This is a genomic window from Mesorhizobium sp. MC2-1-1 (genome assembly GCF_057597255.1).
The window spans coordinates 1,802,418-1,824,010 of sequence record NZ_CP195205.1; the positions used below are offsets into that span (position 1 = coordinate 1,802,418).

At 63.5% G+C, this 21,593-nt stretch carries 21 protein-coding genes and 1 pseudogene; 8 read left to right on the forward strand and 14 right to left on the reverse strand.

Going from position 1 to position 21,593, the window contains the following annotated elements; translation table 11 throughout:
- Positions 1 to 45 precede the first annotated feature (45 nt).
- The 3 genes from clpA to ACR64R_RS09130 form a co-directional block, all read right to left on the reverse strand.
- Positions 46 to 2,511 (reverse strand): ATP-dependent Clp protease ATP-binding subunit ClpA, encoded by a 2,466-nt coding sequence (gene clpA / locus ACR64R_RS09120; protein ID WP_487361319.1) that lies wholly within the window; start codon positions 2,509 to 2,511, stop codon positions 46 to 48.
- Positions 2,512 to 2,517: 6 nt separating this feature from the next.
- Positions 2,518 to 2,844 carry an ATP-dependent Clp protease adapter ClpS gene (gene clpS / locus ACR64R_RS09125; protein ID WP_040972327.1) on the reverse strand — a complete coding sequence of 109 codons (327 nt, stop codon included), beginning with the start codon at positions 2,842 to 2,844 and terminating at the stop codon, positions 2,518 to 2,520.
- Positions 2,845 to 3,121: 277 nt separating this feature from the next.
- A complete protein-coding gene (locus ACR64R_RS09130; RefSeq protein WP_042642580.1) occupies positions 3,122 to 3,451 on the reverse strand; it encodes a phasin family protein in 330 nt (109 codons plus the stop codon).
- Positions 3,452 to 3,737: 286 nt separating this feature from the next.
- Between ACR64R_RS09130 and ACR64R_RS09135 the strand changes: the two genes are divergently transcribed.
- Positions 3,738 to 5,156: an SPOR domain-containing protein gene (locus ACR64R_RS09135; protein WP_487361320.1), complete on the forward strand. Its 1,419-nt coding sequence runs from the start codon at positions 3,738 to 3,740 to the stop codon at positions 5,154 to 5,156.
- A gap of 44 nt (positions 5,157 to 5,200) precedes the next feature.
- Here ACR64R_RS09135 and ACR64R_RS09140 read toward each other — a convergent pair whose 3' ends face one another.
- The 3 genes from ACR64R_RS09140 to ACR64R_RS09150 all read right to left on the reverse strand — a co-directional run bounded on the left by ACR64R_RS09140 (position 5,201) and on the right by ACR64R_RS09150 (position 7,946).
- The gene (locus ACR64R_RS09140; RefSeq protein ID WP_487361321.1) at positions 5,201 to 5,899 is read right to left on the reverse strand and encodes a J domain-containing protein; all 699 of its coding nucleotides are present in this window, start codon (positions 5,897 to 5,899) and stop codon (positions 5,201 to 5,203) included.
- Between the two features lie 122 nt (positions 5,900 to 6,021).
- Positions 6,022 to 6,459 carry a DUF1489 family protein gene (locus ACR64R_RS09145; RefSeq protein WP_487361322.1) on the reverse strand — a complete coding sequence of 146 codons (438 nt, stop codon included), beginning with the start codon at positions 6,457 to 6,459 and terminating at the stop codon, positions 6,022 to 6,024.
- 83 nt (positions 6,460 to 6,542) lie between these two features.
- Positions 6,543 to 7,946 carry an L-serine ammonia-lyase gene (locus ACR64R_RS09150; RefSeq protein WP_487361323.1) on the reverse strand — a complete coding sequence of 468 codons (1,404 nt, stop codon included), beginning with the start codon at positions 7,944 to 7,946 and terminating at the stop codon, positions 6,543 to 6,545.
- 169 nt (positions 7,947 to 8,115) lie between these two features.
- On the opposite strand from ACR64R_RS09150, the gene ACR64R_RS09155 reads away from it, so the two are divergent.
- The gene (locus ACR64R_RS09155; protein ID WP_487361324.1) at positions 8,116 to 8,835 is read left to right on the forward strand and encodes a DUF599 domain-containing protein; all 720 of its coding nucleotides are present in this window, start codon (positions 8,116 to 8,118) and stop codon (positions 8,833 to 8,835) included.
- Here the strand turns inward: ACR64R_RS09155 and ACR64R_RS09160 are convergent.
- The 5 genes from ACR64R_RS09160 to ACR64R_RS09180 form a co-directional block, all read right to left on the reverse strand.
- Positions 8,808 to 9,605 (reverse strand): YdcF family protein, encoded by a 798-nt coding sequence (locus ACR64R_RS09160; protein WP_487361325.1) that lies wholly within the window; start codon positions 9,603 to 9,605, stop codon positions 8,808 to 8,810. The two genes, ACR64R_RS09155 and ACR64R_RS09160, sit on opposite strands and share 28 nt — an antisense overlap.
- Positions 9,606 to 9,634: 29 nt before the next feature.
- Positions 9,635 to 11,200 carry an amidase gene (locus ACR64R_RS09165; protein ID WP_487361326.1) on the reverse strand — a complete coding sequence of 522 codons (1,566 nt, stop codon included), beginning with the start codon at positions 11,198 to 11,200 and terminating at the stop codon, positions 9,635 to 9,637.
- Complete coding sequence (locus ACR64R_RS09170) at positions 11,200 to 11,658, reverse strand: GNAT family N-acetyltransferase (protein ID WP_487361327.1); 459 nt, start codon at positions 11,656 to 11,658, stop codon at positions 11,200 to 11,202. The genes ACR64R_RS09165 and ACR64R_RS09170 overlap by 1 nt, the downstream gene beginning before the upstream one ends.
- 3 nt (positions 11,659 to 11,661) lie before the next feature.
- Positions 11,662 to 11,949: an Asp-tRNA(Asn)/Glu-tRNA(Gln) amidotransferase subunit GatC gene (gatC, locus tag ACR64R_RS09175; RefSeq protein WP_487361328.1), complete on the reverse strand. Its 288-nt coding sequence runs from the start codon at positions 11,947 to 11,949 to the stop codon at positions 11,662 to 11,664.
- A 113-nt stretch (positions 11,950 to 12,062) separates the two neighbouring features.
- Positions 12,063 to 12,770: a metal-dependent hydrolase gene (locus ACR64R_RS09180; protein ID WP_487361329.1), complete on the reverse strand. Its 708-nt coding sequence runs from the start codon at positions 12,768 to 12,770 to the stop codon at positions 12,063 to 12,065.
- Between the two features lie 117 nt (positions 12,771 to 12,887).
- On the opposite strand from ACR64R_RS09180, the gene ruvX reads away from it, so the two are divergent.
- On the forward strand, positions 12,888 to 13,370 hold the full coding sequence (gene ruvX / locus ACR64R_RS09185; RefSeq protein ID WP_487361330.1) for a Holliday junction resolvase RuvX: 483 nt from the start codon (positions 12,888 to 12,890) through the stop codon (positions 13,368 to 13,370).
- On the opposite strand, the gene ACR64R_RS09190 is transcribed toward ruvX, so the two are convergent.
- The 3 genes from ACR64R_RS09190 to ACR64R_RS09200 form a co-directional block, all read right to left on the reverse strand.
- Complete coding sequence (locus ACR64R_RS09190; protein ID WP_487361331.1) at positions 13,312 to 13,653, reverse strand: DUF6105 family protein; 342 nt, start codon at positions 13,651 to 13,653, stop codon at positions 13,312 to 13,314. The genes ruvX and ACR64R_RS09190 overlap by 59 nt on opposite strands.
- Positions 13,653 to 14,132 (reverse strand): hypothetical protein, encoded by a 480-nt coding sequence (locus ACR64R_RS09195; protein ID WP_487361332.1) that lies wholly within the window; start codon positions 14,130 to 14,132, stop codon positions 13,653 to 13,655. Before ACR64R_RS09195 ends, ACR64R_RS09190 begins: the two co-directional genes overlap by 1 nt.
- A 221-nt stretch (positions 14,133 to 14,353) precedes the next feature.
- Positions 14,354 to 15,982, reverse strand: a complete 1,629-nt coding sequence (locus tag ACR64R_RS09200) for a DNA alkylation response protein (RefSeq protein WP_487361333.1) — start codon at positions 15,980 to 15,982, stop codon at positions 14,354 to 14,356.
- A 182-nt stretch (positions 15,983 to 16,164) separates the two neighbouring features.
- Here ACR64R_RS09200 and ACR64R_RS09205 point away from each other — a divergent pair, with 182 nt between their 5' ends.
- From ACR64R_RS09205 to ACR64R_RS09225, 5 genes and pseudogenes are all read left to right on the forward strand, one after another.
- Complete coding sequence (locus tag ACR64R_RS09205) at positions 16,165 to 17,130, forward strand: aspartate carbamoyltransferase catalytic subunit (protein ID WP_487361334.1); 966 nt, start codon at positions 16,165 to 16,167, stop codon at positions 17,128 to 17,130.
- Positions 17,127 to 18,413: a dihydroorotase gene (locus ACR64R_RS09210; protein WP_487361335.1), complete on the forward strand. Its 1,287-nt coding sequence runs from the start codon at positions 17,127 to 17,129 to the stop codon at positions 18,411 to 18,413. Before ACR64R_RS09205 ends, ACR64R_RS09210 begins: the two co-directional genes overlap by 4 nt.
- Before the next feature lie 159 nt (positions 18,414 to 18,572).
- A complete protein-coding gene (gene plsY, locus ACR64R_RS09215; protein ID WP_487361336.1) occupies positions 18,573 to 19,166 on the forward strand; it encodes a glycerol-3-phosphate 1-O-acyltransferase PlsY in 594 nt (197 codons plus the stop codon).
- Positions 19,163 to 19,708 (forward strand): annotated as a pseudogene (locus ACR64R_RS09220) (DNA-processing protein DprA); the annotation flags it as partial. The gene plsY and the pseudogene ACR64R_RS09220, both read left to right, overlap by 4 nt.
- A gap of 63 nt (positions 19,709 to 19,771) precedes the next feature.
- A complete protein-coding gene (locus tag ACR64R_RS09225; protein ID WP_487361337.1) occupies positions 19,772 to 21,331 on the forward strand; it encodes a recombinase family protein in 1,560 nt (519 codons plus the stop codon).
- Positions 21,332 to 21,593 lie beyond the last annotated feature (262 nt).

Here is a 21,593-nt window from a genome sequence, read left to right on the forward strand (position 1 = left end):
AAAGCCCCGGCGACGGGGCTTTTCTGCAATTCGCGATAAGGCCTATCAGCCCTTGCGCGGCAGTTGCGGCACAAGGCTGCGCTTATTGCCGTCCTTGCCCTTTGGCTCCGGCTTCTGTGCCACCGCCTTCTTGGGCGCAGGCTTCTTGGCGACCGCCTTTTTTGGCTTCGGCGCGTCTTCTGGCTCTTCCTTCTTCGGCTGCACGGGCGACTCGTCGGCGAGCGATTCGAGCTTCAGGCCGGACTCGCCGGTTTCCTTCTTCTCGACGGTGACGCGCACCGTACCGCCCTTCCTGAGCTTGCCGAAAAGCACCTCATCGGCCAGGGGCTTCTTTATATGCTCCTGGATGACGCGGCCCAGCGGACGCGCACCCATGCGCTCGTCATAGCCCTTGTCGGCCAGCCAGGCGATCGCCTCCGGAGACAGGTCGAAGGTGACGCCGCGCTCGGAGAGTTGCGCCTCGAGCTGCATGACGAACTTCTGCACCACCTGATGGATCACCGGCACCGGTAGCGAGCCGAACGGAATGATCGCGTCGAGGCGGTTGCGGAATTCCGGCGTGAACAGCCGGTTGATCGCCTCGACGTCGTCGCCTTCGCGCTTGGTCGAGCCGAAGCCGATCGCCGCCCGCTGCGCGTCCGACGCACCCGCATTGGTGGTCATGATCAGGATCACATTGCGGAAGTCGATCTGCTTGCCGTTGTGATCGGTCAGCTTGCCATGATCCATCACCTGCAAAAGGATGTTGAACAGATCCGGATGCGCCTTCTCGACTTCGTCGAGCAGCAGCACGCAATGCGGATGCTGGTCGACGCCGTCGGTCAGCAAGCCGCCCTGGTCGAAGCCGACATAACCGGGAGGCGCGCCGATCAGCCGCGAGACGGTGTGGCGTTCCATATATTCCGACATGTCGAAGCGGATCAGCTCGACGCCTAGCGAGGCGGCAAGCTGCTTGGCGACCTCGGTCTTGCCGACGCCGGTCGGGCCTGAGAACAGATAGGAGCCGATCGGCTTCTCCGGTTCGCGCAGGCCAGCGCGCGCCAGCTTGATCGCCGAGGTCAGCGCCGTTATGGCCGTATCCTGACCGTAGACGACGCGCTTCAGCTCGATATCGAGGCCCTGCAACACCTTCTCGTCGTCGGCCGAAACCGTCTTCGGCGGGATGCGCGCCATGGTGGCGATCGTCGCCTCGATCTCCTTGATGCCGATCGTCTTCTTTCGCTTGGCCTCAGGCACCAGCATCTGGGAGGCGCCGGTCTCGTCGATCACGTCGATCGCCTTGTCCGGTAGCTTGCGGTCATTGATGTAGCGCGCCGACAGTTCCACCGAAGCCTTGATGGCCTCGCTCGTGTAACGGACCTTGTGGAACTCCTCGAAATAGGGCTTCAGGCCCTTCATGATCTCGATGGCGTCCTCGATGGTCGGCTCGTTGACGTCTATCTTCTGGAAGCGCCGCACCAACGCGCGGTCCTTCTCGAAGAACTGGCGGAACTCCTTATAGGTCGTCGAACCGATGCATCGAATGGCGCCGGACGACAACGCCGGCTTCAGAAGGTTCGATGCATCCATGGCGCCGCCCGAAGTGGCACCTGCGCCTATGACCGTGTGAATCTCGTCTATGAAAAGCACCGCGCCCGGATAGTCCTCGAGTTCCTTCACGACCTGCTTCAGCCGCTCCTCAAAGTCGCCGCGATAGCGGGTGCCGGCCAGCAGCGTGCCCATGTCGAGCGCGAAGATCGTTGCGTCCCGCAGCACTTCCGGCACGTCGCCTTCGACGATGCGCTTGGCTAGCCCTTCGGCGATCGCGGTCTTGCCGACGCCTGGATCGCCGACATAGAGCGGGTTGTTCTTGGAACGGCGGCACAGCACCTGGATGGTGCGATTGATCTCGCTGTCGCGGCCGATCAGCGGATCGATCTTGCCGGCCCGTGCCTTGTTGTTGAGGTTGACGCAGTAGGCCGTCAGCGCGTCCTGTTGCTTCTTCTTGCCGTTTTCTTCCTGCGGCTCGGCGCCGTTCTGGCCGCCCTGCTCATCATCGGCGCCGCGCGGCGTGCGCGATTCCGAAGCGCCGGGGCGCTTGGCGATGCCATGCGAGATGTAGTTGACCGCGTCGTAGCGGGTCATCTGCTGTTCCTGCAGGAAATAGGCGGCGTGGCTCTCGCGCTCGGCGAAGATGGCGACCAGCACATTGGCGCCGGACACCTCCTCGCGGCCGGACGACTGCACATGGATCACGGCGCGCTGGATGACGCGCTGGAAGCCTGCAGTCGGCTTCGAATCCTCGTCGTAACCGGTGACGAGGTTATCAAGCTCGGTGTCGATATAGGTGAGCACGGTGTGCTTGAGCTCGTCGAGATCGACGTTGCAGGCGCGCATCACGGCGGCCGCCTCGGTGTCGTCGATCAGGGCGAGCAGCAGATGTTCGAGCGTCGCATACTCGTGATGCCGCTCGTTGGCGAATGTCAGCGCCTGATGTAGCGCCTTTTCCAGGCCTTGGGAGAAAGCCGGCATGTTACCTCACTTTTTCTCCATCACGCATTGCAGCGGATGCTGATTCTGTCGGGCGAAATCCATGACCTGGGACACTTTGGTCTCGGCCACCTCGAATGTGTAGACACCGCACTCGCCCACTCCATGATTATGAACATGAAGCATGATGCGCGTGGCGGCCTCGCGGTCCTTCTGGAAAAACCGTTCCAGGACGTGAACGACGAACTCCATCGGCGTGTAGTCGTCGTTCAGGATGAGGACCCGGTAAAGACTGGGTTTCTTGGTCTTGGTTTTGGTGCGCGTGATGACAGCCGTGCCGCGACCGGGATCGTTGCGGTCTCCGTCACTTTGCATTCGCACCACGCCTGCCGTGGCAGTCAAACCGATCGTCACGTAGTCCAGCCTTTTCGAATCCTCATGCGAGTTCAACATGTAGGTTCTCGATGGACGATTTTAAGCCCTTCTGTTTAGCTGACAATATGGCTAGGTGGGCAAACCTCAGCGAATTTCTCAATCGTGAATGCGGCAATGTGCATCGGGTTGCGATTGTGCATGAAAAAACCCGGCCGCGTTTCCGCGACCGGGTCCTTTCCGCAGGCCGGCTGGCCGTATCGGCTGTGATCGGGCGAAATTACTTCGCCTTGGCGACCACCGATTCGAAGGGCTTGTAGGCTTCCTTGGCGAGCTCGGCATAGAGATTTCCGATCTTGCTGGCCTCGGCCACGAAGCTCTCATAGCTCTGCTTGGCGTAATCGGTCTGGATCTCGATGGCCTTCTCGATCGACTTGGCTGCGAACAGCTTCTCGAACGCGGCGCTGCCGGCCTCGAAGCTCTTCTTGGTGTATTCGCCGGCTTCGGTGGCGATCGCCTGCGCGCCCTTGGTGAGCGAGGCAAAGCTCTTCAGCCCGGTGTCGGCAAACTCTTTGCCGTATTTCGTGAAGTCCTCGTAGGTCTGGGTCATTTCATACTTCCCTTGGTTGAAACGCCCTGTGTGCCCGGGCGCCCTTGTGCAATGCATCGAACGTATTGTGCGCTGCACAAAATGTCAAGATTCCCTTGAGCAGCAAGGGATCCAAGGACCGGCGACGGCTAAAATTCGAATAAACATAGGCTCAAATCGCCGGAAAATGGTGAACGCGGCGGTTACCATAAACGGATTGGTAACGCTGAGCGCGATAGCTTGGCCGGAAGCGAGGCAGGCACTCCGTAGCCGCCTCCGGGGCAACGAAAATTCAGGGTAAGTAACGGTGCGTCAGGCGTTGTCGGGCTTCGTCTCAAAATTCTCAATTTCCTTCAAGGCGATCGCGATTGCCGCGCTTGCGGTGACGATTGTGGCCACCGACGTCGCGTCGGCTCTTGCCGCGAAGTCGGCGGCCATCGTCGTCGACGCCAAGACCGGCAAGGTGCTCTATTCGGCGGACGCCAACGGCCGGCGCTATCCGGCCTCCCTCACCAAGATGATGACCCTCTACCTCACCTTCGAAGCGCTGGCGAAGGGTCGGATCAGCAAGAACACGCCGGTCCCGTTTTCCGCGCATGCCTCCGCCGAGGCGCCCACCAAGCTTGGCGTTCGCCCCGGCGGCTCGGTTCCGGTCGAGATCGCTATTCTCTCCATCGTGACGAAATCGGCCAACGACTCGGCAACCGCGCTCGGCGAGATGCTCGGCGGCACTGAAGAAAATTTCGCCCGGATGATGACCGCCAAAGCCCGCCAGCTCGGCATGAACGGCACCGTCTTCCGCAACGCCAATGGCCTGCCCGATCCCGGCCAGTTCACCACGGCGCACGACATGGCGATGCTGGGTATCGCGCTGCGGGAACACTATCCGCAATATTACGGCTATTTCTCGCAGCGTTCGTTCCTCTATGGACGCCAGCGCATCAACGGTCACAACCGTCTGCTTGGCCGCATCAAGGGCGTCGACGGCATCAAGACCGGTTACACCCGCGCTTCCGGGTTTAACCTCGTTTCCTCCGTTGCCGATGGCGATCGCCGCCTCGTCGCGGTGGTTATGGGCGGTACCTCCGGCCGCAGTCGCGACAACCAGATGGCCGCGCTCATCAACACCTATCTGCCGCGCGCCTCGACGCGCGGTGGCGGCGATCTCATCGCCAAAGGCAATGACAATCCGGTCAAGACGCTGGCCAAGGTCTTCCTGCCCAAGCATGACGCGCCGACACCGGACGCCAAACCGGCAACGGACGACAGCGTCGTTGCCTCGACCGATGACGTTGAGGACGATACCCAGCAGGTCGCCGAAGAGACGAAGCCTGTCATGAAGAAGGTGAAGACGGTTGCTGTGGCTTCCATGGCACCGACTCCCAAAGCGCAAGACGCTTCGCCCCAGGTGGTCACCGCCTATGCAGAACCGGCGCCGGCCGCACCGGCCATCGACCCCGTCAAGACGGCTTCGGTCCCGTCCGGCTGGGTTGTTCAGGTCGCTTCCTCACCGACCAAATCTGGAGCCGAGAGCCTGCTTGATCAAACCGCCAAGCAGGCGCCCAAGATCCTGGCCGACGCTTCCGGCTTCACCGTCCCCTTCGACAAGGACGGCACCACTTACTACCGCGCCCGCTTCGGCGGCTTCGGCTCGAAGGACGCCGCCTGGAAGGCCTGCGATGCCCTGAAGCGCAAGAAGATCTCATGCTACGCCGTCCAGCAATAGGCGGCTGGTTTCAATCTCCCGCAAGGTACCCGCGTCGAAGGAGACTAATCGTGATTGGAGAGCAAGACGTCCTTGGCTTCATTGATCCGCGCCGCCAGGACAGACGTGCCGCCGACATCGGCGTTCAGGCGCTGCATCAGGCGGCGATGCGCCTTGCGGATATCCGCCGCGGCAGCCCCCGCTTCAAGACCAAGGACCTTGTAGGCCTCCTCCTTAGTCATGGCGCCCGTACGTGGCGCAACACCCAGCCCTTCGCCACCGTGCGGCTGCGCGTCCGTGCGCCAGATGGGAAAACGGCCGTCAAGATACGTCTCTAGGAGCTGTCGGCTCTCGGGATCCGGGCTGAGCTCGCCATGAAGCCGGCGCAGGTCCGTCAGTCCCAGGGCCCCCAGCATCTTGCCTTCATAGCGCCCGGCCAGCACAAGCCCCTCAAGCTTGCCGCTGTCATGGTCGAGGTCCATTTCGAGCACGGCGGTGCGAACCGTCGAATGTTTGGATACGGCCGCTCGCGCCGGCGGCCGCCTCGTGCGTATCCAGCCGACCCAGGCCAACGCCGCGAGCAAAAGCAATCCGCCGATAAGGCTGCGGCCAAAGAGCAGCATCGGCGCGCCGACCAGCCCCAGAAAAGCCGGCCCAAGCGATCGCAGACCGTCCGCCATTCTTGCCGCGTCAGCGCGCACGAAGAGCACCGCGGCGCCGAAAAGCACCACAAGGATTGCCGCCAATGCAAGGATCACGCCCATCGGTTTGCGCCGGCATATGGATGACTGAGCATAGGAAATAGGATGGGACCGAGGTCCTCCGCTTGCAAGCCCCACATCGCCCAAGCCGAAGGGCCAGCGCCTCGGCCAAGCGCGAAGCCGCGCTACAACAGGCCCAGTTCGGCGAGTTCCAGCCTGAGCTTCGGCGGCATTTCTGCGAGCGCCGCCCTGCCCTTGCCGAGGTCGGCGGGAGCGTCCGCGGGCTTGAGGTAACGCCAGCCCTGGAAAGCCCGGCGCGGCTGCCAATCGGTGCGCACCACCTCCGGATCGAGCACCAGATGACAGCGTCCGATGCCCTCGCCATCGGTGAAGGGACGGATTTCAGTGATCAACTGCCGGCACTGGACGTTACCCTTGATCACCCAGTAGAGGGAGCCGCCATCGGTGACCTCGCCGCCACGCGTCGGCACCATGCGTGTGGTGTGCCAGTGCTCGGCCGGCTCACCGGCGCGACGCCGCTCATCGAGGCGGAAAGCGATCCATTCTTCAAGATCCTCGACGCTGTCGCAGCCGACGCAAAGTTTTAGGAGATTGAGAGACATGCCCCAAGATTTAGCGCAAGGATCGACGCGTCAACGCTTTTGAGCGACTTCTCCACAGGGCCGGTCCCGGTCTTCCCGAGACCTCAGCACTCCACGACGTTCACCGCCAGGCCGCCGAGGCTGGTCTCCTTGTACTTCTCGTTCATGTCGAGGCCGGTCTGGCGCATGGTCTCGATCGCGGCGTCGAGCGGCACGAAATGCGTCCCGTCGCCTTTGATGGCCAATGACGCGGCGGTGACCGCCTTGACCGCCCCCAGCGCATTGCGCTCGATGCAGGGCACCTGCACAAGGCCGCCGACAGGATCGCAGGTCATGCCGAGATGGTGCTCGAGTGCAATCTCGGCGGCGTTCTCGACCTGCTCCGGCGTGCCGCCCATGACCGCGCAAAGGCCTGCCGCCGCCATCGCAGAGGCCGACCCCACCTCGCCTTGGCAGCCTACCTCCGCGCCGGAGATCGAGGCATTGGACTTGATGATGCCGCCGACCGCCGCGGCAGTCAGCAGGAAGTCTCGGATGCTTGGCTGGTCGGCCTCTGGATGGAAATGCAGCCAGTAGCGCAGCACTGCCGGCAGCGTCCCGGCCGCGCCATTGGTCGGAGCCGTCACCACGCGCCCGCCGGCCGCGTTCTCCTCGTTGACCGCCATGGCATAGATCGACAGCCAGTCATTGGCCAGCAACGGGTTGGGCCGGTTCTGCTGCCATTGTTCCTGCAGCTTGTCATGCAGCTGCCGCGCGCGGCGGCGCACCTTCAAGCCGCCCGGCATGATGCCGTCCTGAGACAGGCCGCGATCGATGCAGCCTTTCATCGCACCCCAGATCGCGTCGAGGCCTTCGTCAAGCTCCGCGCGCGACATGTGCTTTTCCTCGTTGGCGCGCTTCATCTCGGCGATCGAAAGCCCACTCTTTGCCGCCATCGCCAACATTTCGACGGCATTCTTGAACGGGTACGGCACCTTCTTGCCCTCGGTCGTCACCGAGCCCTTGACCTTCATGCGCTGCAATTCTTCGTCGGAAACGACGAAGCCGCCGCCGATCGAATAATAGATGCGCTTGAGCAGCAGCCGGTCGGATGCGTCATAGGCATAAAAGGCCATGCCGTTGGCGTGGCCGGTCAGCGGCGTCTTGCGGTCGAGCACGAGGTCCTTGGCGGGATCGAAGCGATAGATCGGATGCCCGGGGGGCGAAATACGCTTCTCCGTAGCGATGCGGGCGACGATGCCATCGGCCTCGTCGGGATCGACCGTCTGCGGTGTCTGGCCCGCCAGTCCAAGGATCACGGCACGGTCGGAACCGTGGCCGATACCGGTATACGCGAGCGAACCGTGCAGGCTGGCGCCGATGCGGTCGACATTGACGCCAGCGGGCCGCGGCCAGTCGCCCGCCAGTATCTCGTCGAGGAAACGGCGAGCAGCCGTCATCGGCCCCATAGTATGCGAGCTCGATGGGCCAATACCGATCTTGAACAGGTCGAAAACCGAAAGGAACACGGGGCCGTTGTCTCCTGGGGGCCGATCAAGGCTTATAGAGGAATTCGTGGGATGTTTCCGCTGTTTTGCATGTCGCGGCTCGGCGGCTGCCGACCTTGTTTGCTCCGCCAGCGACATCGGGCTCCGCCGCCTGTCGAAGCATCGGCACCCATTGTGTTAGAAGCAATGGATGAGCGATTCAATTCATCTTTCGGCCGCCGATCTGGCAGCGCTGGCTTTCTTCCTGGTGGTCTGGGTTGCGCACACCCTCGCCTCGGACGGCAAGCTCGTCCGTCGCATGTCGCTGACCACGGCAATGAACGCCCAGCGCGAGGCCTGGATGCGCAACATGGCCGAGCGTGAGATCCGGATCGTCGACACGGCCATCATGAACGGCCTCCAGCAAGGCACTGCCTTCTTTGCGTCCTCTTCGCTGATTGCTCTCGGCGGCTGTTTTGCCCTGCTCGGCGCCTCCGACCGCGTGCTGCAGATTCTGGCCGATCTGCCGTTCGGTGCGGCTGCGTCGCGTGAAGCCTTCCAGTCCAAGGTGTTCGGCCTGGTGCTGATCCTGGCCTTCGCATTCTTCAAGTTCGGCTGGGCCTACCGGCTGTTCAACTATTGCTCGATCCTGATCGGCGCCGTACCTACCCCGCATGGCCCGGCTTCGCGCAACCCGCTGAGCGAAACGGCGGTTTGGCGGGCGACGAGGATGAACGTGCTCGCCGGCAAGCACTTCAACGCCGGCCTGCGCGCCGTCTTCTTCTCGATAGGCTATCTCGGCTGGTTCGTCGATCCCCTGGTGTTCGTGGTGTCGACGCTGGTGCTTCTGGCGGTGCTTGTGCGCCGCCAGTTCTTCTCGGCGGCGCGGCAGGCAGTGCTCGGTCAGCCGCCGGGTCCGGGAAAGAATTGATCAATCCTGCCGGAAAGCCTGTAGGCGAATAGCCCGATCCACTCGCGAACAGCGATGGTGGTCGCCTGTATGGAGTCCACCGGATTGTCGCGGTAGAAGCCGACGCCTTCCCTGCCCGAGGTACGGTAGTCGACCGGCCAGGGAACGGTCGGAAAACCCGCCTTGTCGAATAGCGCCTTGGCGCGCGGCATGTGGAAAGCAGAGGTTACCAGGAGCCAGGTCTCACCCGGTTTCGGCTCGACGAGTCGTCGCGAGAACAAAGCATTCTCGTAGGTGTTGCGGGATTTGTCCTCGAGGATCAGGCGATCGGCCGGAACGCCGAGAGCGCCAAGCAGGCGCGGTGCGGTGTCGGCGTCGCCTTCTCCATCAAGGAAGAGCGAGCCGTTGCCGCCCGACACCACGATCTTTGCCTGCGGGAAGCGCCTGGCGAGGATAGCGGTCTCCACCATGCGGTCGCCGCCACTGTTCAACTCATAGCCGCCGCGCGCGAGATTGATGGCGCCCTCGAAGCCGCCGCCAAGCACGACGATGCCGTCGACCTTTTCGGGCAGTGGCGGCTTGGGGAAGCGTTCTTCCAGTGGAGTCAGCATCATCGCGCCGACGGACGTCCAGGCCGAGAGGACCATGATCACGACGGCGACCACGCCGCCGGTCGCGGCCAATCGCCGGCGACGGAAGATCGCCGCCATAAGTCCCGCGAGCAGCAGGAATATCGCCAGGTTGACCGGCTGGATGAAGAACCAGAATATTTTCGAAAGGTAGTAGAACATCCCTCACCTTCGCTCGATGAGGGACGACGCTACCACCACTTTTCAGGCTGAAATTTGCCCGCCGCCTTTTCGATGACATGCGCCGTCTGGAACAGCGTTTCCTCATCGAACGGACGGCCGATCAGTTGCAGGCCGAGCGGCAAGCCCTTGCCGTCGAGGCCGGCCGGCACGGAAATGCCCGGAAGGCCGGCCATGTTCACCGTCACGGTGAAGATGTCGTTGAGGTACATCTTGACCGGATCGGAGGCCATGTCCTCGTCGGCGATGCCGAAGGCGGCCGACGGGGTTGCGGGCGTCAGGATGACGTCGACGCCGGCGGCGAAGACGTTCTCGAAGTCGCGCTTGATCAGCGTGCGCACCTTCTGCGCCTGCAGATAGTAGGCGTCGTAATAGCCGGCCGACAGCACATAGGTGCCGATCATGATGCGGCGCTTGACCTCGCGGCCGAAGCCGGCGGCGCGCGTCTTCTCATACATGTCGATGATGTCCTTGCCGGGCACGCGCAGGCCGTAGCGCACGCCGTCATAGCGGGCGAGGTTCGACGAAGCCTCGGCCGGTGCAACGATATAGTATGCCGGCAAGGCATATTTGGTGTGCGGCAGCGAGATGTCGACGATCTCGGCGCCGGCGTCCTTCAGCCAGGCGATGCCCTTCTGCCAGAGCGCCTCGATGTCCTGCGGCATGCCGTCGACACGGTATTCCTTCGGAATGCCGACCTTCATGCCCTTGATCGGCTTGCCGATCGCCGCCTCGTAGTCCGGCACCGGGCGATCGACCGAGGTCGTGTCCTTCGGATCGACGGAGGCCATCGACTTCAACATGATCGCGGCATCGCGCACGTCGCGCGCGATCGGTCCGGCCTGGTCGAGCGAGGAAGCGAAGGCGACGATGCCCCAGCGCGAGCAGCGCCCGTAAGTCGGCTTGATGCCGACCGTGCCGGTGAAGGCGGCTGGCTGGCGGATCGAGCCGCCGGTATCGGTGGCGGTTGCTCCGGCGCACAGGAAGGCGGCCACGGACGACGCCGACCCCCCGGACGAGCCGCCCGGCACCAGTTGGGCGTTGTCCAGCGTCCGCTGCGTCTTCGTGCCGCCGGCGGAAACGAAGCCGCCGTCACCCTGATGCGTCGTCGGCATCACCACCGTATCGAGGCGCGAGCGGCGCCAGGGATTGATGACCGGACCGTAGTAGGAGGTCTCGTTCGACGAACCCATCGCGAACTCGTCCATATTGAGCTTGCCGAGCATCACGGCGCCGTCGGCCCACAGGTTGGATGTGACGGTAGACTCGTAGCGAGGCTGAAAACCGTCCAGCACATGGCTGCAGGCCTGGGTATGGATGCCTTCGGTGGCGAACAGGTCCTTGATGCCGAGCGGAATGCCTTCCAGTGCGCCGCCCTCGCCCTTGGCGAGCCTGGCATCGGAACTCTTCGCCATGTCGCGCGCCTTGTCGGCGGTAACAGTCACATAGGCATTGAGCACCGGATTGGCCCGATCGATCGCCGCGAGATAGGCCTCGGTGATCTCGGCCGCGGTGATCTCCTTGCCGCGCAGCTTGGCGCGGGCCTCGGAAATGGTGAGATGTGTGAGGTCGCTCATCAGGCAAGGCTCTTTTCGTAAAAGACCGACCACTCGGAGTCGGGATAATCCAGCACCGGTCCGCAACGCGAGAATCCGGCGCGCTCATAAACGGTCCAGGCGGCGGGATGCCGATCGCCGGTTTCAAGCACCAGGCGCGTCAGCCCTTCCTGCCGGGCAAGCGCCTCGACCCGTTCGACGATCTCGGCGCCGATCTTGCGGCCGCGATGCGAAGGCCGCGTATACATGCGCTTGACCTCGCCGACCGCGCCGTCATGACGCTTGAGCGCGCCGCAACCGACGGCGAGACCATTGTCGCGGGCGATGAACACTGTCGTATCCCTGCCCGCCATCTGCTCGACTGTGAGATGGTAACAATGTTCGGGCGGCGTCAGTTCGAGCAGCGCGGCATTCAGTTCGGCGACCAGCGCGCGCACGTCGTCCTGCAAAGGCGTCTCGACGGCGATCTCGACGGCCACGGCCTACTCCACCACCTTCGGAACAAGAAAGAAGTTCTCATCCGTTGCCGGCGCGTTGGCGACGATATCGGCGGCCTTGTCGCCGTCGGTGACGGCGTCCTGGCGCTTCTTCATCCCCATAGGCGTGACCGACCTCATCGGCTCCACGCCCGAGACGTCGACCTCGTTCAACTGCTCGACGAAGCCGAGGATGGCATTCAGCTCGCCAGTCATGCGCTCGGCGTCCTCCTCGCTCACCGCGATACGGGCAAGGCGCGCTACGCGCTTCACGGTCTGAAGATCAACGGACATGTTCTTTTCGCCTCGGCAAAACCAGTGCGGGCTATAGCGGCGCGGCGCTCAGCGCGCAACATGGATGATGCCGAAGCGATCGCGCACGTTGCTCCTCATGTCGGTGAGGCGACCTAGATCGTGATCGCCTTGCCGATCTCAGGCAGGGCCACATTGACGCCCGAGCCCTCCATGCCGGCGACGAACTTGTCTGCGGTCTGGTCGATGATCGGGAACGTGCCGAAATGGCAAGGCACGACAGTATCGAAGCCGAAGAAGCGGCGGCATGCAAGGGCTGCCACCGCGCCGCCCATGGTGAAGCGGTCGCCGATCGGCACGATGCCGATCTTAGGCTCGTGCAACTCGTTGATCAGCCCCATGTCGGAGAAGATGTCGGTGTCGCCCATGTGATAAAGCGTCTTGTCCTCCGAGAAGTGCAGGACGAGCCCGCCCGGATTGCCCAGATAGGTGTTCGTGCCGCCCTCGCCGCCGAAAGAGGACGAATGCAGCGCCTGGACGAAGGTGGTGGTGAACGGTCCGCAATCGACGGTGCCGCCGATATTGCCAGGATTGATCTTGTCGCCGCTGACGCCCTGGCCCACGAGATACATGCAGATCTCGAAATTCGCGACCAGCATGGCGCCGCTTTTCTTCAGCACTTCGACCGCGCCGCTGACATGGTCGTTGTGGCCGTGTGTCAGAAGGACATGGGTCACACCCTCGGCCGGCCCTTCCCAGCCGCCGGTCCAGGACGGATTACCGACCAGATAAGGGTCGATGAGAATGGTGGCATCCTTGGTCTCGACGCGGAATGCCGAATGTCCGTACCAAGTCAGTTTCATGAATGCTTCCTCGATTTTTCCGTTGCCGGAAGATAGAACGCTGGCCACAAATTGAAAGTGGCGCGGCGCTTCCCACCGTCAAAAGGACGTGTGACGCCCGGATGTCAGGACAAGCCGTTGGGGATTATTTCAATCGAGGAACTGCCGCAACGGCTTGCCGGCGGCAGGACTCTCGCCGGGCTCGATCTCGGCGACAAGACGATCGGCGTGGCGGTTTCCGACCGCGGGCTGTCCTTTGCCCACCCGCGCCCGGTCATCCTGCGCAAGAAGTTTTCGCTGGATGCCGCCCAACTGCTCGCGCAGTTCCAGAAGGACAATGTCGGCGCCATCGTGCTCGGTCTCCCGATCAACATGGACGGCTCGGAAGGACCTCGTGCGCAGAAATCACGCGCCTTCGTCCGCAACATGGCGTCGCTGTCGGACCTGCCCTTCGTGCTGTGGGACGAGCGGCTGTCCACGGTCGCTGCCGAACGAACGCTGATCGAAATGGATTTCTCGCGCAAGAAACGCGCCGGCAAGATCGATTCGGCGGCCGCCGCCTTTATTCTGCAGGGAGCCCTCGACCGGCTTCAGTCGCTTGGCCGAGACGATCCTCGCTGACAGTGCCTTGCCGGCGCTGCCTTATCCATTCGGCGATGTTGCGCCGGCGGCGGAAGGCCCAAAGCCCCATGAGCAGGAAAAAATCGAAAATGCAGGTCCGCGCCACCATGCCCGGGATGATCGCCGGATCGATGCCGAGCATCTGGCCATAGATCTGGAAGACGAAGTCGTGCAGCTGGCGGCTAAGCATCACATAGCCGAAATTCATGTCGTTGAGCGACAGGAAGAACCATCCCCAGAAGATCGCCATCGGAGCGGCCCAGAGTGCGAACAGCGTGCGCATCAGCGGCTGCCTCCTGGCTTGTTTTCCAGATGACCAGATATGCGGGAAAGGAGAGAGCTGTGCGCGGCGCCCATCGCCATGCGCGCGGCGGCGGCGCGTACGTCGCCCTCGGGCAGGTTCGTTGCGGCAAAGGTGGACCGGCGTTCGGCTTGCATCGCGACATAGGAAGCAAGCAGCGCCGTCATCTGTATGCCGACGATCACAAACAGCCCGTCTATACCTTGCGCCACGCCGGCGATGAGAATCAGCGACAGCAGGGACGACGCGAAGACGAAAGCGACCCTTGCAACGCTCTCGCCCGCGTCCCGCCTCGACGCGCCGTTGAGCAGCGTTTCGACAAAGGCCCAGCAGAACAGCACCGCGACGGTCAGCAGCGCGATCGAAAGCGGCGCAACCACGGCGACACTTTCGAACCGGCTGCCCTGGATTGTGAGCCCCGGCACGCCGATCGCGGCCTCGAGGCCGCCGTTGCCGTCCATGCAGATATAGGCAAGCAGGGCGAAAACCACCGCCCAATGCAAGGCCAGAACTGAACTCAACACGTGCCGCATGCGCTTCCCGCCTGGCGGAGCTCGGAGGTCATGGTTAACCCTTCCCTGCTCCAGCGGGCCGAGATTGGGCTTTGCAACGGCCCGCCGCAATGGAAACCATTTATTAAGGTTAACGGCCATCCACAGGCCGGTATCTGGTCCGGGAAGGATCAGGTCACCGGCGGATAGAGCGTGTCGATGATCATGCGCGCATCGTGGCGCGAATCGAGCATGCCGTAGGTTGTCCGCCACTGGCCGCCGAGCCGTGTCTCGACGAACGCGTCGGCGATCCGCCCCGCCCCCAGCCTTCGAAGCTCCGCCGCCGCAGCCGACAGCGCCAGCTGTTCGGTGAGCAGGCGCGCGGATTCCTCGTCGGTCGTCGCCACCTGCATGGCTGCCTTGAGCACGCCGATGGTGCCTCGCCCGCCGGTGCCAAGGTCGCGGTCGATGCCGAACAGCACCTCCTCGAACAGGCCTGGCGCGCGGCCAAGCACGCGCAGCACGTCGAGCGCCATGACATTGCCCGAACCTTCCCAGATCGCGTTGACCGGCGCCTCGCGATAGTAGCGGGCAAGCGGCGCTTCCTCGACATAGCCGTTGCCGCCGAGGCATTCCATCGCCTCGTAGAGCACCTGCGGCGTGATCTTGCAGACCCAATATTTGACGACAGGCGTCATGGCGCGGGCAAAGGCCGCCTCGCCGCGATCGCTTGCCGCTTCATCGAAAGAGCGCGCCAAGCGGAACGACAGCGCCGTGGCGGCCGCGACGTCGAGCGCCATGTCGGCCAGGACCCGCTGCATCAGCGGCTGGTCGATCAGGTTCGAACCGAACACCTGGCGATGGCGTGTGTGGTGAACCGCCTCGGCGAGCCCCGCCCGCATCAGCGCCGATGACGCAACCGCGCAGTCGAGTCGGGTCAGCGTCACCATGTCCATGATCGTCTTCACGCCCGCGCCCGGGTCGCCGACCATCTCGCCGATCGCATTGACGAACTCCACCTCCGATGAGGCGTTCGAGCGGTTGCCGAGCTTGTCCTTCAGGCGCTGGAAGCGGAAGCCGTTGCCGGAACCGTCGCCAAGGATGCGCGGAACGAGAAAGCAGGACAGTCCCTCCGGAGCCTGGCCGAGCACCAGAAAGGCGTCCGACATCGGCGCCGACATGAACCATTTGTGGCCGGTCAACCTGTAGAAACCGCTGCCGGTGCGCTCTGCCCTGGTGGTGTTGGCGCGCACGTCGGTGCCGCCCTGCTTCTCGGTCATGCCCATGCCGAGCGTCAGTCCGGTCTTGTGCACCGGCGGTTTCTGCGCCTGATCGTATTTGCGCGTCGTCACGCGCGGGGCCCATTCGCGAAAGAGCTTCGGGCTTGCCATCAAGGCCGCCAGCGAGGCGCTGGTCATGGTGATGGGACAAAGATGCCCCGCCTCGAGCTCCGCGGTCAGATAGAACCGTGCCGCCCTCACCTGATGGCGGCGACCGATCTCGGCATCGCCGTTTTCCCATACGGAAGAGTGCAGGCCGCCCGCGATCGAGCGGCGCATCAAGGCGTGATAGGCCGGATGGTATTCGACCAGGTCGAGGCGCCGACCCTGGCGGTCATGTGTCCGCAATTTCGGCGTGTCGGTGTTGGCGAGGCGGGCAAGCTCCTGCGCCTCCTGTGTCATCACGAACCGGCCAAGCCCGTCGAGGTCCTTGCGCACGGGGTCGGAAAAACGCTCGGCGAGCTGGATGAGCAACGGATCGCCCCGCCATGCATTGCCGCCCGTCAACGGCGGCGGCTGGTTGATCACCTCGTCGGTCACGCCCAATCCTTCAATTGGCAGAAAGGTCCTTAAAGCCGAAGGCCACGATCTCGAATCCGAGGCCATCCGGCCTTATAACCCAAGCGTCGTGGCGCGCGCGATGAAAATACCGGGGAGAACACCCGCAATCCAAAGCTGGTGCTTGCGGCAGGCCGGACCGCACCCTATAGCAGCGCCTTGAGATGACCGACGCTTCGTCCCTGCCGCTTTTTCCTCACCGCCATCTTCTGGGCATCCGCGACCTTTCCCCCGCCGATATCGAGCTTTTGCTCGATCGCGCCGACCGTGCCGTGGCGATCTCGCGGCAATCGGAAAAGAAGACCTCGACGCTGCGCGGCCGCACCCAGATCAACCTGTTCTACGAGGCATCGACCCGCACGCAGTCCTCCTTCGAACTGGCCGGTAAAAGGCTCGGCGCAGACGTCATGAACATGCCGGTGGCAAGCTCCTCGGTAAAGAAGGGCGAGACGCTGATCGACACGGCGATGACGCTCAACGCCATGCGGCCCGACATACTGATCATACGCCACCAGTCGGCCGGGGCCGCGGCGCTGTTGGCGCAGAAGGTCGGGTGCTCGGTGGTGAACGCGGGCGACGGCGCGCATGAGCACCCGACGCAGGCGCTGCTTGACGCGCTGACCATCCGCCGCGCCAAGGGCCCGCTGTCGAAGCTGATCGTGGCGATCTGCGGCGACATCCTGCATTCGCGCGTCGCCCGTTCAAACATCATGTTGCTCAACGCGCTTGGCGCGCAGGTGCGAGTCGTAGCGCCCTCGACGCTTCTGCCGTCCGGCATCGACAGGATGGGCGTGATTGTCTCGCGCTCGATGGCGGAGGGCCTCAAGGATGCCGACGTCGTGATGATGCTGCGCCTGCAGCGCGAGCGCATGGCAGGCGCCTTCGTGCCGTCGATCCGCGAATATTTCCATTACTTCGGTCTCGATGCCGAAAAGCTGAAGGCCGCCAAGGAGGATGCGCTGGTCATGCATCCCGGCCCGATGAACCGTGGCGTCGAGATCGCCTCCGAAATCGCCGACGGACCGCAAAGCGTCATCCAGGAGCAAGTCGAGATGGGGGTCGCCGTGCGCATGGCGGTCATGGAAGCGCTGCTCGACCCGCGCCGCAACCATGAAGGGCGCGGCGCATGAGCGTGGCTGTCTTTACCGGGGCGCACATCGTCGACCCCTCGCGCGGCGTGGACGAGATCGGCAGTGTCATCATCGACGGCAGCAAGATTGTCGCGTCCGGCAAGGCGGCCCTGAACCAGGGCGTGCCCGAAGGCGCCACCGTCGTCGACTGCGCCGGCAAGACGATCGTTCCGGGCCTCGTCGACGCGCGCGTCTTCATCGGCGAACCCGGCGGCGAGCATCGCGAGACCATTGCTTCGGCGAGCGTCGCTGCCGCGGCCGGCGGCGTCACCTCCATCGTCATGATGCCAGACACCGACCCGGTGATCGACAATGTGGCCCTGGTCGAATTCGTGCTGCGCACGGCACGCGACACCGCAAGCGTCAATGTCTTCCCGGCGGCCGCGATCACCAAGGGCCTTGAAGGTCGCGAGATGACCGAATTCGGCCTGTTGCGCGAAGCCGGCGCCGTCGCCTACACCGACGGCCGCCATACGATCGCAAGCGCGCTGGTGATGCGCCGCGCGCTCACCTATGCCCGCGATTTCGGCGGCGTCATCGCACACGAAACGCAGGACGCCGATCTCGCCTCGTCCGGAGTGATGAACGAAGGTCTCTACGCGAGCTGGCTCGGCCTGTCCGGCATCCCACGCGAGGCCGAGCTCATCCCGCTCGAGCGCGACCTGGCGCTGGCCCGGCTGACCGGCGGCGCCTATCACGCCGCCAAGATATCGTCCGCAATGGCTGCCGGCACGGTGAATCGGGCAAAGACCGACGGCGCCAATGTCACGGCGGGTGTGGCCATACACAACCTGTCGCTCAACGAGAACGATGTCGGCGAATACCGTACCTTCTTCCGGCTGACCCCGCCCTTGCGCGCCGAGGACGACCGGCTGGCGATGATCGAGGCGATCAAGGACGGCACGATCGACATCATCGTCTCCTCGCACGACCCGCAGGACGTCGACACCAAGCGCCTGCCCTTTGCCGACGCCGCCGCCGGCGCCATCGGGCTGGAGACGCTGCTTGGCGCCGCGCTTCGGCTCTACCACAATGGCGACGTGCCGCTGCCGAGGCTGATCGAGACGCTGTCCACCGCGCCGGCAAGATTGTTCGGCCTGCCGGGCGGCACGCTGAAGCCGGGCGCGCCCGCAGATCTTTGCGTGGTCGATCTCGACGAGCCGTGGATCGTCAGCGAAAGCGGTCTGCACTCACGCTCGAAGAACACCTGTTTCGAGGGTGCGCGTCTGCAGGGCAAGGTCCTACGGACGGTGGTCGCGGGCCGCACGGTGTTTTCCGCATAAGCTCCACTGCCGAGGCCGCGCGGCACAGAGTTGCTTGGCGAACCCTCTCGACTCTACCATTATGACCGATTGACGCCTGAGCAAGGTCAGCTCTTGCAAACAAAGGTTGCATAGCGCACAGTAATTCAACCTGGGGAAGCGCTCTGTGCGAGAGGAGATATGGGGGAAACAATGGGTTACGTGATCGCGCTGGTCTTCGGCTATCTGCTCGGCTCGATCCCGTTCGGGTTGCTGATCACCCGCGCGGCCGGCCTCGGCGATGTCCGCAAGATCGGCTCAGGCAATATCGGCGCGACCAATGTCCTGCGCACCGGCAACAAGGGCCTCGCCGCCGCGACGCTGCTGCTTGATGCGCTGAAAGGCACGGCCGCCGCCTTGATCGCGGGGCATTTTTCACCGGACTACGGACTTGTCGCCGGCTTCGCAGCCTTCCTCGGCCATCTCTTCCCGGTCTGGCTCGGCTTCAAGGGCGGCAAGGGCGTCGCAACCTATCTCGGCGTGCTGCTCGGACTTGCCTGGCAAGGCATGCTCGTCTTCGCCGTCGTCTGGCTGGCGATGGCCATCCTGTTCCGCTACTCATCGCTGGCAGCACTGGCGGCGGCGGTAGTTGTGCCGATCGCGCTGTATTTCATCGGCACGCCGCACATCGCCGGCCTGTTCGCGGTGATGAGCCTGATCGTCATCATCAAGCATCATGCCAACATCTCGCGACTGCTCGCCGGCACAGAGGGCAAGATCGGGGCGAAGGGATGAGCGCTACGACCGCCGGCCCGCGCCTCAGCGACCGGCAACGGCTTGCCTGGCTGCGCCTGATCCGCACGCCGAATGTCGGCCCGGCTTCGTTCCGCGAACTGATCAACCGCTTCGGCTCGGCCGAAGCCGCGCTGGAAATGCTGCCCGAACTGACGATCTCCGGCGGCGCCAATCGCATCATCCGCGTCCCCTCCGTCGCCGAGGCTGAAGCCGAACTGGACGCCGCCCGACGCGCCGGCGCCCGCTTCGTCGGCGTCGGCGAAGCCGACTATCCGCCCCTGCTGAAGACCCTCGACAACCCGCCGCCGCTGCTGGCGGTGAAAGGCGAAGGCGCCGTCTTTCGCCTGCCGGCAGTGGCGATTGTCGGCGCCCGCAACGCCTCGCTTGCCGGCATCAAGATGGCGCGCATGCTGGCGGCCGATCTTGGCCGCGAAGGCTATGCCATTGTTTCCGGGCTGGCGCGCGGCATCGACACGGCCGCGCACAAGGGCAGTGTTGCGACCGGCACGGTCGGCGTTCTGGCCGGCGGTCTCGATGTGCCTTGACGGTCACTCTACAAACAACTACGAAGCCCCCAGATGTTGCTTTGAAAACGGGGGTAAACCATGCTGCAACCCAGAGACCTCAAGGGCCGCCGCGCCATTAGCTACGCCCGCTGGTCCTCCGATGGCCAGACATCCGGCGACAGCCTGAGACGCCAGACCGAGGGGGCCGAACGGTTCTGCTCTACCTATGGGCTGGCGCTCGACCTCAAACTTAAGGACGAAGGTGTCTCGGCCTTCAAGGGCGCAAACCTTGAGGCATCCTTCGGCAAGCTAGTGGCAGACATCAAGGCCGGGGTGATCCCTGGTGACATGGTGCTGATAGTCGAGAACGTGGACCGCATCTCCCGCGTCAACTACCTCGACGCGCAAGAGTACTTCCTTGCCGTTCTCAAGACCGGCTTGACCATCGTGACCCTGCACGACCAGCGCGTCCACACCATCGAAGACTACCGTTCCAACGTCATGCTGTTGGTCATGTCCCTCATGGAGATGCAGGCGGCCAATGCCTACAGCGCCAAGATATCAGAGCGCGTCGGGTCTGAGTGGAACAACCGCACCAACAGGGCGCGGCAGGGCAAGGTCAAGATGTCCAAGGTTCCCTTTTGGATTGACCAGCAGACCCAGCAGTTGAACGCTCGTGCCGATGATGCCCGGCTGATATTCCAGCTTGCCAAGGATGGCGTCGGCCAGGGTGCAATCACCCAGCAGTTGAACGCCAAGGGCTTGCCGTCTCCCAAAGGGGGCCAATGGGGCAAGAGCGTCGTGCAGGACATCATCAAGTCCAAGGCGGCGTATGGGTCCCTCGTGGTCAAGGGTGACGAGGTACGCGACTATTACCCTGCCCTGATCACTGAGACCGAGTGGCTGTCCATCCAGCACCGTACCCGCCAGAGGGTCCACAATTCCCAGAACGGCAACACTGCCACCCTGTTCCCTCGGCTGGTTTACTGTGGGCACTGCGGGTCCGTCATGAATCTCACGTCCTCGAAGTTCAAGGAGTTCCGCTACCTCATCTGCTCTGGCAAGACCACGAAGCGGACGGACTGCAAGGCCCCCAATTGGCGCTATGAACGCTTCGAGGCCGAGATGCTTTCCCGCGTCGGGCTCCTAGCCGTTCCCATACCGGGAGAAGCAGCGGCGGGTTCCATCGACAAGGTAACGGAACTTGCCGACGCCATAGGTGCCCTTGAGGCCAAGCAGGGCAACATTCTTGCTGGTATGGCTGAGGCCGCCGACGCCGCGTCACGTAAGTTCTTGCTGGACCAGTCCACTGCCCTGTCCTTAGAGATCGAGGCGAAGCGTGGCGAGATGATGCGGCTACGTGAGGAGGTCGCTAGGGCTGAGGATGCTGAGACCTCCTTGGCTGACTTCGAGCTTGACCAGCACGAGATTGAACGGCTGGCCAAGGAGGACCGCAAGGAGGCCCAAAGGCTCCTGGGGAACCTTGTGCAGCGCATCGACCTTGAGAGCGACAGCAAGACCCTCAGACGTGCCTTGGTGACCATGCGCGGCTTTCCCGCCACCACCACCACTCTTGTCGACAGCACCGGGGCGGAGGTTACCGTGGGGGTGCGTCACACGCACGCCATCGTTTTCGACGGCACTGGAGAGCCGGACTAGGGGGTGGCACCGGCCCTCATCCATAACTCGCCGGTTATTACCTCTCCATACAGTACATAAGACACGTACTCGTCCGATTAGGTTGCCGTATGGACGGTAGACGGCCTCACCCGCGTCTCCCTGCCTGTCTTCGCGAATACCCGCCCATCATGAGAGTAGACGGCCTCGCCGGATCACCTACTCATACTGCACAAAGGACGCTCGTCCGCATCTCCCTGCTCGTTTTCACGTCTGCTCCCGGTTTTTCTCTTGGGTATGGGTC

Bases quoted from the DNA above. Each gene is read 5' to 3' on its own strand.
- plsY (WP_487361336.1), top strand. From the start codon at position 18,573: ATGGGGGAAACAATGGGTTACGTGATCGCGCTGGTCTTCGGCTATCTG.
- ACR64R_RS09160 (WP_487361325.1), bottom strand. From the start codon at position 9,605: ATGTTCTACTACCTTTCGAAAATATTCTGGTTCTTCATCCAGCCGGTC.
- ACR64R_RS09140 (WP_487361321.1), bottom strand. From the start codon at position 5,899: ATGGGCGTGATCCTTGCATTGGCGGCAATCCTTGTGGTGCTTTTCGGC.
- gatC (WP_487361328.1), bottom strand. From the start codon at position 11,949: ATGTCCGTTGATCTTCAGACCGTGAAGCGCGTAGCGCGCCTTGCCCGT.
- clpA (WP_487361319.1), bottom strand. From the start codon at position 2,511: ATGCCGGCTTTCTCCCAAGGCCTGGAAAAGGCGCTACATCAGGCGCTG.
- ACR64R_RS09210 (WP_487361335.1), top strand. From the start codon at position 17,127: ATGAGCGTGGCTGTCTTTACCGGGGCGCACATCGTCGACCCCTCGCGC.
- ACR64R_RS09190 (WP_487361331.1), bottom strand. From the start codon at position 13,653: ATGCGCACGCTGTTCGCACTCTGGGCCGCTCCGATGGCGATCTTCTGG.
- ACR64R_RS09130 (WP_042642580.1), bottom strand. From the start codon at position 3,451: ATGACCCAGACCTACGAGGACTTCACGAAATACGGCAAAGAGTTTGCC.
- ACR64R_RS09145 (WP_487361322.1), bottom strand. From the start codon at position 6,459: ATGTCTCTCAATCTCCTAAAACTTTGCGTCGGCTGCGACAGCGTCGAG.
- ACR64R_RS09225 (WP_487361337.1), top strand. From the start codon at position 19,772: ATGCTGCAACCCAGAGACCTCAAGGGCCGCCGCGCCATTAGCTACGCC.
- ACR64R_RS09205 (WP_487361334.1), top strand. From the start codon at position 16,165: ATGACCGACGCTTCGTCCCTGCCGCTTTTTCCTCACCGCCATCTTCTG.
- ACR64R_RS09180 (WP_487361329.1), bottom strand. From the start codon at position 12,770: ATGAAACTGACTTGGTACGGACATTCGGCATTCCGCGTCGAGACCAAG.
- ACR64R_RS09165 (WP_487361326.1), bottom strand. From the start codon at position 11,200: ATGAGCGACCTCACACATCTCACCATTTCCGAGGCCCGCGCCAAGCTG.
- ACR64R_RS09195 (WP_487361332.1), bottom strand. From the start codon at position 14,132: ATGGACGGCAACGGCGGCCTCGAGGCCGCGATCGGCGTGCCGGGGCTC.
- ACR64R_RS09155 (WP_487361324.1), top strand. From the start codon at position 8,116: ATGAGCGATTCAATTCATCTTTCGGCCGCCGATCTGGCAGCGCTGGCT.
- clpS (WP_040972327.1), bottom strand. From the start codon at position 2,844: ATGCAAAGTGACGGAGACCGCAACGATCCCGGTCGCGGCACGGCTGTC.